Raw genomic sequence first — 17,631 nt, forward strand, 5'->3', positions numbered from 1 at the left:
AGTGATACCCTTTCAGGAATATTTTTCCATGACTAGTAACAAATTTTAGGCGAATAGTAAAAACAATGAACGCCAAAAGGGGGGTTCTGATGGAGCCTGAAGAAAGATGGAAAACCGCGGCGATTGCTATGGCTAGTGATGTTAAAGTTCAAATGCTAGGGGACAGTGGAGAGAAAGCTACTCCCTATGTTGTCGATAGGAATACAGTTCAATCAATTATTTCAGATTGGCCTGCTATGTCTAAGAAATCGGCAGTTCTTACAATGGAACAGTATGGTCGACCAAATGAAGCTGTTCCAAGCAGATTGATTTGGTACAGCAATGGTCCGTGGAAACGAACGATCGTATATCGTGACGAGATCGCACATGACTTTCCACAACCCCACACGGACGTTATAGAACAGTTTATTGATTATAAAGTACCACCAGAGAAGTTTAGTGAACTGGCGAAATTTGATGGAAGTGTAATCGTTGAAAGAACAAAGGGAGAGGTTTCTTCTCGTTGTGACATGGAGGCAGCTAATATTCTTTCCCTCAACCTAATGCACGAAATTGTGACAGGAAAATTAAATGCAGAAAAAGCACGTGAAATATATTGTGAAGTCACTTCTGCGTATATGATGAATCGACCAGCACCATATGCAGAGAGACTGCAATTTGACGTTCCAGTTGGGGGAACAGTGGACACGGATGTGGTCATGATCGGGAATGCTATGGTGCACCAAACTGTTCAAAAGGTTAAAGATTCGGTTAATCCTGACGAAGGAAATAACGGTGGTGTGTATCATTAGATCAGAGTAAAGCAGGCTTGCATCGTTAGTTGCGAGGCCTTCAACAGGTGATTAGTGGATTCTTTCCTTATGAATGCGGATGTCCATCCCGGATCGCGAGTTCTTTCCACACGAACGCGGATGTCTGCATCGGATCGCGGATTCTTTCCACGCGAACGCGGATGTCTGCATCGGATCGCGAGTTCTTTCCACGCGAACGCGGATGTCTGCACCGGATCGCGGGTTCTTTCCACGCGAATGCGGATGACTGCACCGGATCGCGAGTTCTTTCCACGCGAATGCGGATGACTGCATCGGATCGCGAGTTCTTTCCACGCGAATGTGGATGTCTGCACCGGATCGCGGGTTCTTTTCGCACGAACGCGGGTTTTGCACCACTGATTTTACGCCAATCGAGATTCTTTCAGCCTTAATTCAAAAAAACTGCCGAGGCTCTCGGCAGTTTTTTTATTCTGGTCATGTTTTTCAATGAGAAACTCTACGATCCTTTTCTGGTTTACCACTATCAGAAGTCAAATATTTACGCGGCGTCCCCATGTACAAAATTGATTGGAATGCTGGGTATATCGATTCAAATTGAACATAAATCGGTGCGTCTAAAAGCCATGGAAAGTACGTGAAAAATGTCCGGTCTGCGTACATGATGGCTCGTAAAGCTTTTGGTAATTCTCTTTGGAACACAAGGTAGCGGACTTGGGAATACTTTTCATCGTACTCTCCTCCGCTCACATATACTTTCCCCCAAAGCGTGTATTGACCTGTGCGAGGTAGCCATTCTGCGGTCACCTCGTCACGCATCGCCTCATGAATGGCGGCTTGATGAACGTGACATCCAATAGAAACCAACATTTCATCTGTATCTTTCGAATGTGTCATTGTATACATTCGCTGTTCCACTGGAGAAAAGGAAGTGGCGGGTGGCAAAAAGGTCACTTTCACATCTGCAGGTTGTAAACTGCTCACATATAACGCCTCCTCTGTTTCGGCGATCATGACTCGTTTATACAGTGTATGTAAACTGACTTTCCTTGGTGCAAATACCTAGGAGGTAAGTTCTTCAAAATGAGAGCTTACGAGCTGCCACTTTCCATTTTCGTAATACCAAACAGACGTGACATCGCCAATTCCATCTGCATGGTAGGCGCCGCTAATCCGTTGAACCCCTTTTAAGCCGAATCCATCCTTCCCCTCTACTGCAATAGGTTCTAAAATGCTGTAAGGATCGACCATGATGCCCGTTCCCTCTTTCACCTTACCGTTCACGTACAAACCGAGACGATCGTAATCTGCCTTTCGATCTTGTACGTTAACCATGTATGTTTTGCCGTTGCCCCCCAGTGTGACTTCAATTTGATAGCTATCTTGAAATGCCCCAGTGACTGGCAATGGTTTTGGCACGCCTAATTGGTTTTGCTTATCACCTGCGAAGGTCACGAGACGGTTGTTCACGGTCGCCCCACTGCCCCCTGTATTAATCGTTACAAAAATATCCTTTACTCCATCGTGATTGGCATCAAATAGAACAAACGTCGGTTCATAACCATCATCAATCGCGACCCGGAATGCCCCCTTTTTCGTTTCCACAGCTAAATAAACATTCGTATAAAAAGGACTGCCCTGCTCGTAAGGTGAGCCTTCTAGTTGAATGAGATCCTGTTTTCCATCTCCTGTAACATCCATCTTCTTCGAGTCAATTGTTTGTTCCGTACCAGGGGATCCCTCAGCTTCAGATAATAAGGGTTGCTCCGTAAACGCTCCAGCTAATGCATGGAGTGACATAAAAAAGAAGGCGGCAAGGGCTAAAAGTATTTCTTTTCTCACAAAAAAACCTCCACTTTAGGAAAAGCTAAGGTTAGGTTTCCCAGTGGAGGTAAAATTATTTATGGTAAAGGGTCTTCCTTTTTCACGAGTCTAGCTTCAGCGACGGCTCCGTATTCATGTTCATCTGCAAAGAAAGAACCGTTTGAATAGCGGTCGTTCCAGCGAAGTTGACTTGGATCAATCGTCCCGGTATTGCCATTTCCAAAGACGACCTCGACCTTTTCATCTAGTTGCGGGAACAAAGCTTTGACGATCCGATGAGGGTTCGCCTTCAGTTCACGGAGCATGAGGACACCCCGCTTAGCACGCGATGTCTTTTCAAATTCCGTGAGACGCATTTTTTTGCTTGATGCTCGTTGAGTAACAACAACGACAAAATCAGTTGTCTCTTGTTGTAACAAAGCTCCGGTGACAACGAGGTCGCCATCCTTCAAATTAATCGCCTTTACACCAGCAGCCCGTGTACCTACACTATTCACTTCTTCGAGTGTAAAATAGAGACCGTATCCATTTTGCGTAACGACAAACACGTCTTCATTTCCTTTTGCCATATGCACATCCACCACTTCATCGTCACCTTTTACGTTTACGGCGACAAGTGGCTTCGAATAACGTTGTGCCTCGTAGTTCATTAGCTCCGTACGCTTTACCATACCGTGTTTCGTAAAGAAAACGAGGCTCGCATCTTGCTTGAAGTCTTTGACAGGAATCGCACCTACGAGCATCTCTTCCTTTTCAATCGGAACGAGGTGTGACACGTGTTGACCTAAGTCTTTCCAGCGAATATCTGGCAACGTATGCACTGGACAATACAAATAGTTTCCTCGATTCGTAAAGAGAAGCAGTGTATCTGTCGTGTTGAGCTCTTCTTGATATAGAAGGCGGTCTGTTTCCTTTAAAGCGAGCTCCTTCCCCCCAGATGCTGCGTACGATCTAAGGCCTGTTCGCTTGATGTAGCCGTCTTTTGACACCGTGACCATGACGTCTTCTGAAGCAACGACGACTTCTTTTGCGATCTTTAACGTTTGTACTTGCTCTTCAATTTCTGTACGGCGTGGTGTTGCAAATTGTTTCTTTACTGCCTTCAATTCACTTTGAATAACAGCTACCAATCTAGCCTCACTCGCTAAAATACTCTCAAGCTCCACAATCTTCTCTCGCAACTCGCTCGCTTCGTTTTCTAAAGAAGTAATGTCTGTGTTTGTGAGTCGATAGAGCTGGAGCATGACAATCGCTTCTGCTTGAATTTCAGTGAAATCATACGCCGCTATTAAACGTTCTTTCGCATTGCGTTTATCTTTTGAAGCACGAATGGTTGCGATAACCTCATCTAAAATAGAAACGGCTTTAATGAGCCCTTCAACAATGTGCGCCCGTTCCTTCGCTCTTTGCGCATCATACGCCGTTCGACGCGTTACGACGTCTTTTTGATGCGCAATGTACGCATCTAGCATTGAAGGCAAACTCATCAACATCGGACGTCGGTGGTGGATAGCTACCATATTAAAGCTGTACGTAATTTGTAGGTCGGTATTTTTAAAGAGATAGTGCAGGACGCCTTCACTATCTGCTTCTTTTTTCAATTCGATCACGATCCGTAAACCGGTTCGGTCTGTCTCATCCCGCACTTCAGAAATGCCTTCTACTTTTCTATCCAAACGGAATTCGTCCATTTTTTTGACGAGGTTCGCTTTGTTAATTTCAAAAGGAATTTCGGTAATAACAATTTGTTCTCGTCCGCCACGAATGGGTTCTACTGTTGCTTTTCCGCGTACAACGATTTTTCCTTTGCCCGTTTCATACGCCTTTTTTAGCTGATCGACCCCTTGAATAATCCCCCCTGTTGGGAAATCAGGACCTTGTAGAACGGTCAATAGCTCATCAACGCTGCAGTTTGCCTGTTTCATACGCATAATTACTGCGTCAATGACCTCACCTAGGTTGTGCGGTGGGATATCTGTCGCGTAACCTGCAGAGATCCCCGTTGATCCGTTTACGAGCAGATTCGGAAATCGAGAAGGTAAAACGGTCGGCTCTTCCGATGTATCATCAAAGTTCATGACAAAATCGACTGTTTTCTTTTCGATATCTGCAAGCATCTGAGAAGCGAGATGACTTGTTCGTGCTTCCGTATACCGCATCGCAGCTGGTGGATCGCCGTCGATACTCCCATTATTCCCATGCATTTCAATGAGCGGATCACGCATTTTCCACGTTTGGCTCATACGTACCATGGCGTCATATACGCTCGTATCTCCATGGGGGTGATAATTACCAATGACGTTCCCGACCGTTTTAGCGGCTTTTCGGAACGCCTTATCATGTGTATTAGAATCCTCATGCATGGCGTATAAAATACGACGTTGTACGGGCTTCAAACCATCTCTGACATCAGGAAGCGCCCGTTCTTGAATGATGTATTTACTGTATCGACCAAAGCGGTCTCCGAGTACTTCTTCTAATGGAAGTTCTTGAATCCCTTCTGCTGTCATTCCACTCGCTCCTTATGAACCGGTGTTACTTGATCTGATTCTAGAATGCTAACATCTTCCTCTAACCCGAAGGCCACGTTCGATTCAATCCATTTGCGACGCGGTTCTACTTTATCTCCCATCAACGTGGTGATTCTTCGCTCAGCCCTTGCCGCATCATCAATACGAACGCGAATGATCGTGCGAGATTCTGGGTCCATCGTCGTCTCCCACAGCTGATCTGCATTCATTTCCCCAAGTCCTTTATACCGTTGAATCATATAGCCGTTCTTCCATTCCTTTATTAATCGATCTAATTCCTCATCTGTCCACGCATACAAAATCTTCTCGGACTTTCCTTTCCCTTTGGAGATTTTATACAAAGGAGGAAGGGCAATGAATACTTTTCCAGCTTCGAGAAGGGGCTTCATATAACGATAAAAAAAGGTAAGTAAAAGGACTTGAATGTGGGCGCCATCGGTATCTGCGTCGGTCATAATGATTACTTTATCGTAATTTGAATCTTCAACGCTAAACTCTGGTCCGACACCCGCACCAATTGCATGGATAATCGTATTGATTTCTTCGTTTTTCATAATGTCTTGTAATTTTGCCTTTTCCGTATTGATGACCTTTCCACGTAAGGGCAAAATCGCTTGGAAGCGGCGATCACGTCCTTGCTTAGCAGAGCCACCGGCGGAGTCGCCCTCTACTAAATATAATTCGTTTTTTTGTGGATTGCGCGACTGAGCTGGTGTTAATTTTCCAGACAAAACGGCTTCGCTTCGTTTTTTCTTTTTCCCGGATCGAGCCTCTTCACGTGCTTTTCGTGCCGCTTCTCTTGCTTGGAATGCCTTAATCGCTTTTTTTACAAGCGTTGTACTCAATTCGGCATTCTCTTCAAGAAAATAACTTAATTGAGTAGACAAGACGGAATCAACGGCGGAGCGTGCTTCACTCGTTCCTAGTTTGCCTTTCGTTTGCCCTTCAAATTGTAGCAGTGCCTCGGGAATTCGTACGGAGACGATCACGACGAGACCCTCACGAATGTCGGTGCCTTCAAGGTTTTTATCTTTTTCTTTCAGCAAATTTACTTTGCGAGCATATTCATTGAACGCTCGTGTGATGGCTGTTTTCGCACCGATTTCATGTGATCCGCCGTCCTTTGTTCTAACGTTGTTAACAAACGAAAGCATGCTTTCCGAGTAACCATCATGAAATTGAAAAGCAACCTCTACTTCGATGCTATGTTCTTCCCCTTCAAAGCTAACAACGGGGTGCAGGACATCTCGCTCCTCATTCATGTATTCTACAAAAGCTTCGATACCGCTTTCATAGCAAAAAACGTCCTCTTTCGGTTCTTCTCCACGCTTGTCTACGAGACGCATCGTAAGTCCTTTAAGTAAAAATGCAGATTCTTGCAATCGTTCTTTAATGAGGTCGTATTGAAATTTTGTATTAGAGAATATGGATGGGTCTGGTTTAAAGTGGACAGTTGTCCCTTTTTTACGTGTGGGGCCCTTTTTATCTAAAGAAGTGGCTGGCTTTCCTCCGTCACGAAACGTTTGCTCATACAGTGAGCCGTCTCTTGCAATGGTCACAACAACCCATTCGCTTAGTGCATTGACGACACTTGCACCAACTCCGTGCAAACCTCCGCTCGTTTTATAGCCGCCTTGTCCAAACTTTCCTCCGGCGTGAAGGACGGTAAAGATCACTTCTGGGGTTGGTTTACCTGATTTGTGCATCCCAACAGGCATCCCACGGCCCTCATCGCTTACCTTCACACTGCCGTCTCTCTCTAAAATGACTTCTATTTTGTCTCCAAATCCTCCGAGTGCTTCGTCCACGGAATTGTCGACAATCTCATAAATTAAATGGTGAAGACCTCGAACATCTGTTGAGCCTATGTACATTCCAGGACGTTTCCTGACAGCTTCGAGTCCCTCCAACACTTGAATGGATTCATCATTATATTGCGTGTGCTGTACTGACAATGTTACTTCCCCTTTCCCGAAAAAAACGCACACTTATCGTACCACAAGTTTTATGGATAGTCTTTACTTCACTTGGGTGTAGCGCCTGTGATAGCCTGCTCTACTTTTATACAACGGTCCATAACGACTTGAACACCTTTTTCGGTCAACTGCTTATATACATACTCATCTTGAACACCAAGTTGCGTCCAAAATGTTTTGGCTCCTATGCGAAGAAAAGGTTCTAAGAGGTCTTTTACAAAAACAGAGCGACGGAACACATTTACAATATCAATGTCAATATCTACCTCATCAAGGGACGCGAACGCTTTCTTTCCTTGCCAGTCCGAAATGTTTGGATTTACCGGTACAATTGTATACCCCGCTTGCTCCATAGCAACAGCTATTTGATACGAAGTACGGTTTGGATTATTACTTAACCCAACAACTGCGATCGTCTTAGCTTCCTCTAGCCACTTTTTCAATGTATCTCTAGAAGGGTGCTCAACACTCATGATCATTCATCCTTTCTCCCTCATTTTTAAAACGGTCCTAAGACAAAAAGAGAGAAGGAACGTATCGTGTCGCTCCTTCCCCTCCCCCATTTCTATATGATAAATATACCAAAAATCTATTGCCGTGTATATGAATCACCTCCAAGCGACTAAATATTTATACAATTTAGACATGCGATCGTCTACAACAATTCGGAGGCCCTGTTTTCCAAAGTTCCTATTCCCTCATTTTCTCTTTCTTTTTTACTAGTCGTCCACACTGTTCCCCGACAAGCGCAATCATCGTTCCCACTAAAATACCGTTCTGAAAAAAGGCAACAAGGAAAGGTGGTAATTCTAAAAATGCATTTACAGGAAAGGAAAACGAAGCCACTGAAGCAACAACAGCAATGGCCAACGTGACAGAGTGATAGGATTCTGTACAGCCTGTGCTAATGGAATTGACTGCCAAAATAAACATGCCAAGGAATATATAGAGAGTCACACTGTATCCAATGGCTAGAGGTAGTCCGCTAACAAAGGTTAACAAGGCGGGTACAGAAGCGATGAAAACAACCCACACGTTTGCCAAAATGAATGGTGTTTTTTTCGCATGACCTGTTTCTTTGACAAACCCTGCCGCGCCAGCGATCGGAACGGGTCCGACTGCAGCGAACAAGCCACTGAAAAGGTGATTCACGCCGGCAACGATTCCCGTTTGCTTGTAATGAACAGGAGCTGAAGGTGTTCCTCCTTGATTAAGTACCCCTTCCATCACACGGATGCTAGCTAGCGTGTTGGCCATGAGTAGCAGTGTAACAAAAACGCTTGTCATCACTGTACTCGCATCCCAGGTAGGCATTCCAAAAGCAAATACTTGCGGAAAAGAGAACGACGCGGAGGACGCTACTGTTTCCTCTTGGGGTAACGAAAATAACGCATACACACCCCAGCCCACCAATAAACTCCACAAAATTGCGTAAGAACCAATCCACTTATAAGAAACCTTTGACAGAAAAAAGGTGAGTACGACAACGAAAATACTGACTCCAAGCACACCGAAATGAACCCGACCATCGTTCACATCAAATCCGAACATTCCTTGTACGAAGGTTTGTCCCAAACTGAGCACAAGTAGCAAAAGGTAAACCCCTGTAACAAAAGGAGTGAAAAGAGGGAGGATTTTTGTGAAACCGCTAAATAAACTAATGAGAATAAACGTGATCCCCGCTATGAGAAAAGCACCTTCCATCGCCTGCAATGCTTCGGTAGAAGATACGTAAATTGTCCCGGTCAAACTAGCATATACAACAAAGATTCCCCACCATAGCCCAGCAGGCCCTTCACTTATCGGGAGCTTGTGTCCGAAAACAACTTGAAGTATCCCCGCAATACCAAGTACCCATAACGTTCGCTGTAAAAATAGCGTTGTGTCGCCTGCTGTCAGACCATACAAATCAGCAATAGATAAAGGTGCTACGATGGAAGAGGCAAGAATGAAAAAAAGCCACTGAATAGAGGAAATGAAGTTGTTCAATATCATTCACTTCCTTTCAATACCGAAGAGGTAAGTAGGAGCGGGCAGCTTCCTCCCGAATTAAAAGAGAAGACTCTATCCTGTCGAGAGGTGTTATTTTTTTAGGAATAAATTAAATAGAGGAATTTTGCATAGATGAAAGCAATACGTATATTGCTTGCTTTTGATCGTTCGTTAAATTGGACAACAGTCTCATACATTCCTCTTCCAGTACACCCTCCACTACCTTCTCCTCATAACCTCGCGTTTGTTCTTGCACAAAAGAAAGCGCACGTTCGCTTTCTTCAATCTTACGAAAAAAGGAACTCACATCAGTATTTAACAATTCGCATATCCGCGCAAGCAACTCCACTGGAATGGCTTGCAAACCAGTTTCCACACGAGAAAGCTTCGGTTGAGAAATACCGAGCCTGCGAGCGAAATCAATCGAGTTTACCCCTTCTTCTTTGCGCAATTTCCGAATAAAAGCCCCTACTTGTTCGTGATTCATCGACGACCCTCATTTCCATTTTACAAAATGCACGAATCATTGTATGCTAAAAAGTAATAAAAAGTATATTATATTCAGTATCAGAATAAAAACAGACGTTTGCAAAAGGGGTGGTCTAATCATGTCTTCGTTTCATCGTCAATTTCAACAATTTGTATTTGAACGGCTGGAAACAATTCGCAATTTACCGAGCAGTGAACAACAGAAAAGACAATTACATATAGAAGAGACGATAACAAAACTTGCTAGCCAAATGTCTGAAGAGCAACAAAAACTCCTTCAACACCTTCAAGATATGTACCACCAAGAACACACCGAAGAACAAGAACGAATTTATGAACTTGGATTCACAGACGGTATGCAACTTGTACATACTGTTCATCAAACCTCTCCAGAACGTTCATAAAAATGAGTCTCTCCCTTATCGTACCACGTTTCTTCAAATGGTGGATACAAAATATTTACTAAAGAGTGAGAGTAGCCAAACGTTCTGTAGCCGTTAAATAGAAACACACAACTCACCTTTGACCGAAAATTTTCACGATTGGAATATTGAAAAAAATGATTTTAAAAATTCACTCTCTCAGATTAGCCCCTTCTCATGGTATACTAGTAAAGCCATTATGAATGTGTACGCATGCTTTCATGCCACTTATCCATTAGAAATGACACAAAAGTACACAACTAGTAGATGAACGTAAAGGGGTCACGCTTGTGGAAGTTGTTATTCTTGCAATCGCTGCATATCTGCTCGGTTCCATCCCCTCAGGCTTAATCGTGGGGAAAGTGTTTTATAAAATAGACATTCGGGAGCACGGTAGCGGGAATCTTGGAGGAACGAATACATTTCGAACACTTGGAAAAAAAGCGGGTTTTGCTGTCACGATTTCTGACATTTTAAAAGGTACACTCGCTACGGCACTAGCCTTTTGGTTTGATGTTGGGCTTCATCCACTACTAGCAGGGATGTTTGCTGTGATCGGACATAGCTTCCCTATCTTTGCAGGGTTTCGTGGTGGAAAAGCAGTCGCTACATCTGCTGGCGTCTTACTCATGTACGATCCGTTGATTTTCGTACTCCTAATAGCATCTTTTTTTGCTTCTCTCTACTTAACCAAATACGTATCGCTATCTTCCATGGTAGCAGGAGTCATCGGCGTGATCTATGCATCATTTTTAGGGGACGGACCATTTCTTCTTGTCGTCTCCCTATTAACAGCATTCGTCATCATACGCCACCGCACCAACCTAATACGAATTTTCAAAAGAGAAGAACCAAAAATAAAATGGATGGGATAAGAAAAGCGGAAGCGGCTTGCTTAGGGCAACCCGCTCATCTCGGCGCCGTAGAGAAAGTTGTTCTTTAACTTTCACGGAGGGGACGAAATGACGCGCGGTGCCCTAGCCGCTGCAGCTAGACAAAGAAAAGCGGAAGGCGGTTGGTCAGGGGAACCCGCTCGTCTGTGAACCGGAGGGAAAGTCGCTCTTCAGACTTTCTCGGAGGGGCACAAACGAGTGCGGTCCCCTACCGCCTGGAGCTAGACAAAGAAAAGCGGAAGCGGCTTGCCTGTGATCATAAAAAGCTTTCCAGCAATTATGCTGGAAAGCTTTTTATGATTCAGCTATCATGTTCTGGAGACACCCAGACTTGTGATCATAACTCTCCTCCTGCACTCGCATCTTGTTGTGAAGTTGGTTCGACATCACCAATACGAATGGTTTTTTTAGGCATAACATGCATGTCCCGAGCGGTCACGTGGGATTGAACTACATATTCCCCTTTTTCTGTGAACGTATGTTTTACCTCGTACATTCCGTCTTCGGTTGCAGTGGCTGGGAGCATTTTGCTTTCCTCTTTCATCCCCACTTTCCAAACTTCAAAAATGACTTCAGCGGCGTCACTAATATTTTCTTCTCCCATAGTTACGTGCGCGCCTAACAAGACTTCCTTATTCAGCATCCCTTTTTCCGCAATAATTTGCACGTCAACAGGAACGAGTGTATCACTGGATTTACCCTTTACATCTTCGTCATCCTTTACACCACAAGCAGCTAATAAAACAAGAAGGAACACGTAGAGTATGTATTGTCTCTTCATTCTTTTTCATACATCCTCTCTACATAATAAGCTTAAGCCCGTTTCACATTGCCAACACCTATGTAAAAATTTTGTGCAAAGTACTGGAAAATTATACAGACCTCATCGGGTACTATCTGTGAGCAAAACTTGTCGAACTTTTTCCCAAATCACGTAAATGCGAAAACTTTCAACACTGCGGAAATATGTTACAATAATGATAGAATGAAGGTTGGTTTTGAATCACCATAAAGGAAGGGACGCCATGCAATTAGTAGCTGAACAGCTCTCTCAATTACCTTTCCCGCACTTTTACATATCGGATCAATTCGATGTATTAGCTGCATCAAAGTCTGCTATGGACGAGTTCCCAAAAACTACAAACTTTTTAGAATTGGTTGACGTAGGAAGCTATCGAAAAGCAAAGCAATTTATTTTGGAAAAACCATCTACCACACCGATAGAACTTCTGTTGCGTTCTATAAATAACCGGCACTCGCTCTATGATGTGTATACGTTACATGAAAAGCAAGATCGTGTTCATTTATTTTTGTTTAATAAAGAGCGGGAAATAGAAAAGGTACAGGAGATTATTCGGAGCTTAGAAACACAGTTGTTTAATTTAAACGTGAGCCTTCTGGACAAGAAGGTGAAGCTAGAAAAGTCTCTTAAGGAACTTCAAGATGTAGCAATGGATCACGATCAACTTACGTCTGTCGGGAAACTTGCTGCCAGTATTGCTCATGAAATCCGTAATCCACTTACGACCGTCAAAGGGTTTATACAGCTGTTAAAACCATACTTAGTTGATATTGGAAAAGAGCAATACGCAAACGTTGCATTAGATGAAATTAATCGGGCGAACGACATTATTTACGAATTTTTAAACTCGGCAAAACCACAGCGACATAAGAAAGAAACGGTACACCTAACAAAAGTATTACAAGATGTTGCGCTTCTCTATGAGAGTGAGGCGATCTTACGCAATATCAACATTTCCTACATACCAGAAAAGAATGAGCCTCTTGTTACTTTAGATACAATGCAAATGAAACAAGTACTCGTCAATATTATAAAAAACGCCATCGAAGCTGCAGAATTGTCAAATGCAAAAGATACCTTTATCAGATTGACAACGCATTCCGACCGAGAGCGGGTCACGATCTCAATAGAAGATAATGGACCTGGTATGTCACCTGAAACCATCGAAAACTTATTTATTCCCTTCTATTCTACGAAAGAAAAAGGAACGGGGATTGGGTTAAGCGTGTGTAAGAAGATTATTAAGGAGCATAACGGTACGATTCGAGCGGAGAGCCAACTCGGTAAGGGCACAACTTTTCATATACAGCTCCCACTATACAACCCTCCAATGACGTAAACCAAGTACTCTTTTTATGAAGAGGCTTGGTTTTTTGACGTGTTTAATTGCAAGCTGGAAATGCGATTCATATAGGAGTTAAATCACAGAAAATCAGCTATTGAATTAACAACTGATAGACGTCCATTAGCAGAAAGGAATCCATCTGCTGATATAAGAGCGATAATCCCGGGATAAGAGCGTTAAACCAGGTTTATGAGCGATAATCCCGGGATAAGAGCGTTAATCCCGGGATAAGAGCGTTAAACCAGGTTTATGAGCGTTAAACCCAGGATAAGAGCGATAATCCGGGTTTATGAGCGTTAAACCCAGGGTAAGAGCGTTAAAACAATATGGGATATAAAAAAATGACAACGACACTGGTGAGCGCTAGAACAAACATTGTTCCAATAAAGATTTGCGGTCTTTTCTGAAATAAAGCAAGCAAGACGAATAGAAGAACGATGACAGCACCTCCGAAAAGGATTACTTCTATCCGTTCTTCCATAGTATCTAATTGCAAAAAGCTCATGCCCACTATACTTATGAACAAAAATAGACCATAGACAGAAAGTCCATTCTTCATGCTAATAGCTCCTTTTTATAAGAGAATGTTCCTACAAATTGATTCTTTTTACCAACACACCTAATTGGGGAGAATCAATTTCAAATTCCTTTTGTAAAATATCTTTTTGAAAGTTCCCAAGTAAATCAAAATGCGGATAACCATCTTTTCTTCGGTCTATCCACCTGTCCTCCAATCCATGCAGATTCCCCCACTTTGCTAATACTTCTTCCGAATGACAGCTTACTTTGGTAACTGTATCATGGTCTGGAAAGCGTTCGTCATACCAGTAATGGGTAAGAAAAGCGAGCCTTCCTTCGCGAACAGCCTCTTTCCATAAAGCTAATTCTTGTTTTGAAATTCCGAAGGCCACTTGCTTACTCCCCTTCTCGTCTAGCGGCTCGTTCGTAGGCAGCGTGCCAGTCTGGGAACGTTTTTTTTAGTGAAATGGGCCGAAACGTACTTTTCTGCACACAAACATGCTCGGTTGTTCCTTTTGCATATAGTGTTTCTTCATCATAGATTTCATAACCATACGTCACCCGTAACCCATTATAGGAAGCGATCCACGTTTTTACAGACACAGTTTGTCCATAGCGTACAGGTTGTTTATAGCCTACGTTGACCTGTGTTACAGGAGCGAGTACGCCTTCCTCTTCCATATGCGCATAGCGAAACCCTAAATTCTCAATGAGGGCAGTTCGTCCCATTTCCATCCAGACAAGATAGTTAGCGTGATACACGACTCCCATCTGATCTGTTTCCGCATAACGAACAACGATTTTTGTTTCACTCGTTACCACATTGATTCCTCCTTACTTTGTTAGTCGTTCCACTTTTGAAATGCTGCTTCAACATCCGACGAAAGAAGCGTGGATTGCAACGGGTCCTCACTTGCGATACGTACTGTCTGAAGTTGAATCGCATCAAACAATAAGTTTACAACCATTCGTCCATTACCGGAAAGCTGTTTGCGCTGAAATTGCGTAAGCAGCCACTGACTCGCACGCTGCTCAATTGTGTAGCCGTAGTTTTGTGCTGTCGTGCTAAACATCTCAAGTAATTCTTCAGGTGTGTAATTAGGGAAGTGGAAAAATTTTTTGAACCTAGATCGTAAACCGGGGTTGCTATCTAGTAGTTCATCCATTTCCTTTTCGTATCCTGCCAAAATGATGACAATATTTTCCCCGTGCTTGCTCATTTCATCTACGAGCGTATCGATCGCCTCTTTGCCAAAGTCGTCCCTGGACGCTGCATGCAAACTATACGCCTCATCAATAAATAAAACACCGCCTAATGCTTGATGGATCGCCTTTCGTGTTTTGCTCGCAGTCTGTCCTACGTAACCAGCCACTAAATCGGCACGACTTTTTACGACAAGATGGCCCCTCTTTAGAAGACCACACTCATGAAGAAGCTTCGCAAACCGTTTGGCGACGGTTGTTTTCCCTGTTCCGGGGCTTCCTGTGAACACACTGTGGAGTTGAATCGGCACTGTTGGCTGGTCAGCTTTTTGACGAATTTTTTGCACTTGGACGAAGGAAGCTAGTTTTTCTAGTTCTTGTTTCACCTCTTGTAAGCCAATGAGATCCTCTAGCCCTGACAAGATTTCTTCACCCTTTTTCGGCATAACAAAATCTTCATCATCTAGTAGAGCAAATGATAACAAAGTCGAGTCAGCGGTAGCGGTAGCTAACTTTTGGAACATTGCATCTAATACGACGGTTTTCGCTGTGCGCGCATTCCCGAAAGTTTCGTCAACTCGCTCCGTTTCCATGCGCTCTTCAAAAGCTTTGATAGCTCTTGGTGTTAGGACATAATCGTTGTCCAAAGCAACACTTTCTGCAATCTCAACAAGTTCATTTGTTGTGTAGTCTGGAAGATGAAGTTGATTGGAAGTAGGAAAGCGGCTACGTAAACCTGGATTTGCATCCAGAAAATCACGCATTTCTTCTGTATATCCTGCTAATATGACTGCAAATCGGCCTTCATATTCTGAGCTCGTCATAAGAGAAACGAGTGTATCAATCGCAGTTTGACCATAGTCCTGACCAGATTGGCCGTCACGCTTTAAGCTGTATGCCTCATCAATAAACAAAATGCCTCCGAGAGACCTATCGACCACTTCCCGTACATTCTCTTCTGTTTGACCAACGTACGCTCCAACAAGCTGCGAACGATCCACTTCAAACACATCAGGCCTCGCAAGCAAACCTAATTCGTGATAGATACGAGCTAAAAGTCGCGCCAATGTCGTTTTTCCCGTCCCAGGGTTACCGGTCAAAATCATATGCAAATTTAATGGATCTTTGCGACGGAACCCAAATTCTTCACGTTTTTTCGAAAGTGAAAGAAACGTGACCATTTGCTTTACCTTACTCTTAATTTGAGAAAGACCAATCATCCCTTCAAGCTCTTCCATTGGTGGTGCGCTAGTTGAAGCAGGACTCGGTGGAATTTGCTCGTCCCACGTTTGTTTAGCTTGTTCAATGGATCGAATCAATTCAACCATCTCTTCGTACACACTTGAAGTATGAAAAATACCCGTTAAAGAATTTTGAAATTCACTGGCAGAAGTAATGAGCGCCCGAGCTTGTTGTACAGTACCGTTAAGCAAAGTAAGATGCTTCTTGATTTCATCTGCTGTCGATTTATTTCCTGCTGCAAGAGCCATGTGTAACTGTTGTTCAAGACGCGTTATTTCCCCTTGCGCTTGTTCAATTAGTTTTTCGGCACTATGTATGTAGTGGGATGCACGCTTTTGCTTCGTTTGTCTTGGATCTGTTTCACGAATTGGAGGAAATTCTACTCCTTCAAACACGTCACTCATTCGTCGTAGTCCATGCTCAATTAAGAAAGAACGCGCATCTTCCTGGGTAGAGTCTTCCCGTAAAGCCGCCTCCATCCAGAGCAGCACATAGCGATCAGTATACCCTTCTTCCTCTAGAGCTTGACCGATGTTTGCATATAGATCAGCCCTCTCTCTAAACGTTAACTCTTGCTCATACTGTAGTCTTTGCCATTGTTGTTGTAAGTTTCTTTCGACCATATATCCTCTTCCGTTCTGTATTGTCCTGTATATTTTATCATAACAAACTGTACAACCTGTACTATCCCGCATTATTCCACGAAAATAGAAAATGACCAGAAACAAAATGTTTCTGGTCATCTAGTCTACTGCTTTCCTTGTTGTTGTTGGTAAGCAGCTTCATCCTTAATTTCACTGCGCATTGCATCAATACTTTCACGGCGGCGCTCATTTTTTTGCTGAATTGCTTGTTTTTCTTCCCCTGTTGAGAATTCAAGCGTCTCTTCGGCTTTCTCCATGTTTTCGATCGTATGCTGGACAGCAGACTGTAAATTTTCAACGTTATCGGAACGGTCGTCCGGATTTGGTTTATCCATAAACATGTAGAGTCCACCTCCAATATTGTAATGTATCGCGATGTGCGAGGACTACTCCCCTTTTGTTTGCATAACTTGTGCGTGACCTCGAGCTTTAGAATTCATCTGTTTCCCTTTGTTCCCTGAAAAACCTCTAGACGAAATACCAAGATGATTTTCTCCAAGTCGGTGTTTAGAACTTCTTTTTGGATTTGACATAAAAAATCCCCCCTCACAAAGTAGCTTCCGTAAAAAAACGGTTTACTATGCGAGCAGGGATCTGGATTTATTTTACTGCTTTCATTGCATACTTTTCTTCAAGACGCTCTTCAATACGTTGAATTGCTTCTGAATCTTTAAGCAATTCCTGCTTGTTTTCTGAAACAAGCTCCGCAAATGTACGTTTTTGAGTTCTTCTCAAAGTCCTTCACCTGCCTTATGTATACTATACCACGTAGTATGGACAATAACGCTTGCAATTATGACAACTTTAAGAAAACTTAAACAGAAAAGCGGAAGGCGGTTGGTCAGTGTCCAAAACTAATAGAGCGTTAATCCTGGGATAAGAGCGCTAATCCGGTTTTAAGAGCGTTAATCCAGTTTTAAGAGCGCTAATCCGGTTTTAAGAGCGTTAATCCAGTTTTAAGAGCGCTAATCCGGTTTTA

20 protein-coding genes are annotated in these 17,631 nt (G+C 43.2%); 4 read left to right on the top strand and 16 right to left on the bottom strand.

All coding sequences use genetic code 11. The features are described 5' to 3' along the window. Positions 1–89 precede the first annotated feature (89 nt). Positions 90–791, top strand: coding sequence for a hypothetical protein (locus HHK01_RS07600; protein WP_170007228.1), 702 nt, complete (start codon positions 90–92; stop codon positions 789–791). A gap of 51 nt (positions 792–842) precedes the next feature. Here the strand turns inward: HHK01_RS07600 and HHK01_RS15550 are convergent, their stop codons facing one another. The 8 genes from HHK01_RS15550 to HHK01_RS07635 form a co-directional block, all read right to left on the bottom strand. Beyond that, positions 843–1,169 carry a hypothetical protein gene (locus HHK01_RS15550; protein ID WP_228027704.1) on the bottom strand — a complete coding sequence of 109 codons (327 nt, stop codon included), beginning with the start codon at positions 1,167–1,169 and terminating at the stop codon, positions 843–845. Positions 1,170–1,256: 87 nt separating this feature from the next. Continuing rightward, entirely contained in the window at positions 1,257–1,754 is a 498-nt protein-coding gene (locus HHK01_RS07605) for a staygreen family protein (protein WP_170007229.1), read from the bottom strand. A 78-nt stretch (positions 1,755–1,832) separates the two neighbouring features. Next, positions 1,833–2,612 (bottom strand): hypothetical protein, encoded by a 780-nt coding sequence (locus tag HHK01_RS07610; protein ID WP_170007230.1) that lies wholly within the window; start codon positions 2,610–2,612, stop codon positions 1,833–1,835. A gap of 59 nt (positions 2,613–2,671) precedes the next feature. Beyond that, entirely contained in the window at positions 2,672–5,104 is a 2,433-nt protein-coding gene (parC, locus tag HHK01_RS07615; RefSeq protein ID WP_170007231.1) for a DNA topoisomerase IV subunit A, read from the bottom strand. After that, positions 5,101–7,080 (bottom strand): DNA topoisomerase IV subunit B, encoded by a 1,980-nt coding sequence (gene parE / locus HHK01_RS07620; RefSeq protein WP_170007232.1) that lies wholly within the window; start codon positions 7,078–7,080, stop codon positions 5,101–5,103. Before parE ends, parC begins: the two co-directional genes overlap by 4 nt. A 68-nt stretch (positions 7,081–7,148) precedes the next feature. After that, the gene (locus HHK01_RS07625; RefSeq protein WP_170007233.1) at positions 7,149–7,574 is read right to left on the bottom strand and encodes a CoA-binding protein; all 426 of its coding nucleotides are present in this window, start codon (positions 7,572–7,574) and stop codon (positions 7,149–7,151) included. A gap of 217 nt (positions 7,575–7,791) precedes the next feature. Further along, a complete protein-coding gene (locus HHK01_RS07630) occupies positions 7,792–9,090 on the bottom strand; it encodes a purine/pyrimidine permease (RefSeq protein WP_170007234.1) in 1,299 nt (432 codons plus the stop codon). A 112-nt stretch (positions 9,091–9,202) separates the two neighbouring features. Then, on the bottom strand, positions 9,203–9,580 hold the full coding sequence (locus tag HHK01_RS07635; RefSeq protein WP_170007235.1) for a helix-turn-helix domain-containing protein: 378 nt from the start codon (positions 9,578–9,580) through the stop codon (positions 9,203–9,205). Between the two features lie 121 nt (positions 9,581–9,701). On the opposite strand from HHK01_RS07635, the gene HHK01_RS07640 reads away from it, so the two are divergent. Beyond that, positions 9,702–9,986: a DUF6809 family protein gene (locus HHK01_RS07640; protein WP_170007236.1), complete on the top strand. Its 285-nt coding sequence runs from the start codon at positions 9,702–9,704 to the stop codon at positions 9,984–9,986. A gap of 308 nt (positions 9,987–10,294) precedes the next feature. Then, positions 10,295–10,879 (top strand): glycerol-3-phosphate 1-O-acyltransferase PlsY, encoded by a 585-nt coding sequence (gene plsY / locus HHK01_RS07645; protein ID WP_170007237.1) that lies wholly within the window; start codon positions 10,295–10,297, stop codon positions 10,877–10,879. A 355-nt stretch (positions 10,880–11,234) separates the two neighbouring features. On the opposite strand, the gene HHK01_RS07650 is transcribed toward plsY, so the two are convergent. Then, positions 11,235–11,678: a FixH family protein gene (locus HHK01_RS07650; protein WP_170007238.1), complete on the bottom strand. Its 444-nt coding sequence runs from the start codon at positions 11,676–11,678 to the stop codon at positions 11,235–11,237. A 244-nt stretch (positions 11,679–11,922) separates the two neighbouring features. On the opposite strand from HHK01_RS07650, the gene HHK01_RS07655 reads away from it, so the two are divergent. Beyond that, entirely contained in the window at positions 11,923–13,038 is a 1,116-nt protein-coding gene (locus HHK01_RS07655; RefSeq protein ID WP_170007239.1) for an ATP-binding protein, read from the top strand. A 322-nt stretch (positions 13,039–13,360) separates the two neighbouring features. On the opposite strand, the gene HHK01_RS07660 is transcribed toward HHK01_RS07655, so the two are convergent. The 7 genes from HHK01_RS07660 to HHK01_RS07690 form a co-directional block, all read right to left on the bottom strand. Further along, positions 13,361–13,603, bottom strand: a complete 243-nt coding sequence (locus HHK01_RS07660; protein ID WP_170007240.1) for a hypothetical protein — start codon at positions 13,601–13,603, stop codon at positions 13,361–13,363. Between the two features lie 31 nt (positions 13,604–13,634). Further along, entirely contained in the window at positions 13,635–13,955 is a 321-nt protein-coding gene (locus tag HHK01_RS07665) for a hypothetical protein (protein ID WP_170007241.1), read from the bottom strand. Positions 13,956–13,959: 4 nt separating this feature from the next. Beyond that, complete coding sequence (locus HHK01_RS07670) at positions 13,960–14,385, bottom strand: acyl-CoA thioesterase (RefSeq protein ID WP_170007242.1); 426 nt, start codon at positions 14,383–14,385, stop codon at positions 13,960–13,962. A 20-nt stretch (positions 14,386–14,405) separates the two neighbouring features. Then, the gene (locus tag HHK01_RS07675) at positions 14,406–16,631 is read right to left on the bottom strand and encodes an AAA family ATPase (RefSeq protein ID WP_170007243.1); all 2,226 of its coding nucleotides are present in this window, start codon (positions 16,629–16,631) and stop codon (positions 14,406–14,408) included. A gap of 125 nt (positions 16,632–16,756) precedes the next feature. Then, positions 16,757–16,993, bottom strand: a complete 237-nt coding sequence (gene tlp / locus HHK01_RS07680; protein WP_170007244.1) for a small acid-soluble spore protein Tlp — start codon at positions 16,991–16,993, stop codon at positions 16,757–16,759. Between the two features lie 45 nt (positions 16,994–17,038). Next, positions 17,039–17,185, bottom strand: a complete 147-nt coding sequence (gene sspN / locus HHK01_RS07685) for a small acid-soluble spore protein N (protein ID WP_170007245.1) — start codon at positions 17,183–17,185, stop codon at positions 17,039–17,041. A 67-nt stretch (positions 17,186–17,252) separates the two neighbouring features. Continuing rightward, a complete protein-coding gene (locus HHK01_RS07690; RefSeq protein WP_170007246.1) occupies positions 17,253–17,387 on the bottom strand; it encodes an FbpB family small basic protein in 135 nt (44 codons plus the stop codon). Positions 17,388–17,631 lie beyond the last annotated feature (244 nt).

Origin of the sequence: Bacillus fonticola (genome assembly GCF_012955605.1) — a bacterium.
GTDB lineage: Bacteria > Bacillota > Bacilli > Bacillales > JC228 > Bacillus_CG > Bacillus_CG fonticola.

Coding starts and splice junctions, on each gene's coding strand:
- HHK01_RS07600 (WP_170007228.1), top strand. CDS start 90: ATGGAGCCTGAAGAAAGATGGAAAACCGCGGCGATTGCTATGGCTAGT.
- parC (WP_170007231.1), bottom strand. CDS start 5,104: ATGACAGCAGAAGGGATTCAAGAACTTCCATTAGAAGAAGTACTCGGA.
- HHK01_RS07625 (WP_170007233.1), bottom strand. CDS start 7,574: ATGAGTGTTGAGCACCCTTCTAGAGATACATTGAAAAAGTGGCTAGAG.
- HHK01_RS07635 (WP_170007235.1), bottom strand. CDS start 9,580: ATGAATCACGAACAAGTAGGGGCTTTTATTCGGAAATTGCGCAAAGAA.
- HHK01_RS07640 (WP_170007236.1), top strand. CDS start 9,702: ATGTCTTCGTTTCATCGTCAATTTCAACAATTTGTATTTGAACGGCTG.
- HHK01_RS07650 (WP_170007238.1), bottom strand. CDS start 11,678: ATGAAGAGACAATACATACTCTACGTGTTCCTTCTTGTTTTATTAGCT.
- HHK01_RS07655 (WP_170007239.1), top strand. CDS start 11,923: ATGCAATTAGTAGCTGAACAGCTCTCTCAATTACCTTTCCCGCACTTT.
- HHK01_RS07660 (WP_170007240.1), bottom strand. CDS start 13,603: ATGAAGAATGGACTTTCTGTCTATGGTCTATTTTTGTTCATAAGTATA.
- HHK01_RS07675 (WP_170007243.1), bottom strand. CDS start 16,631: ATGGTCGAAAGAAACTTACAACAACAATGGCAAAGACTACAGTATGAG.
- tlp (WP_170007244.1), bottom strand. CDS start 16,993: ATGTTTATGGATAAACCAAATCCGGACGACCGTTCCGATAACGTTGAA.
- sspN (WP_170007245.1), bottom strand. CDS start 17,185: ATGTCAAATCCAAAAAGAAGTTCTAAACACCGACTTGGAGAAAATCAT.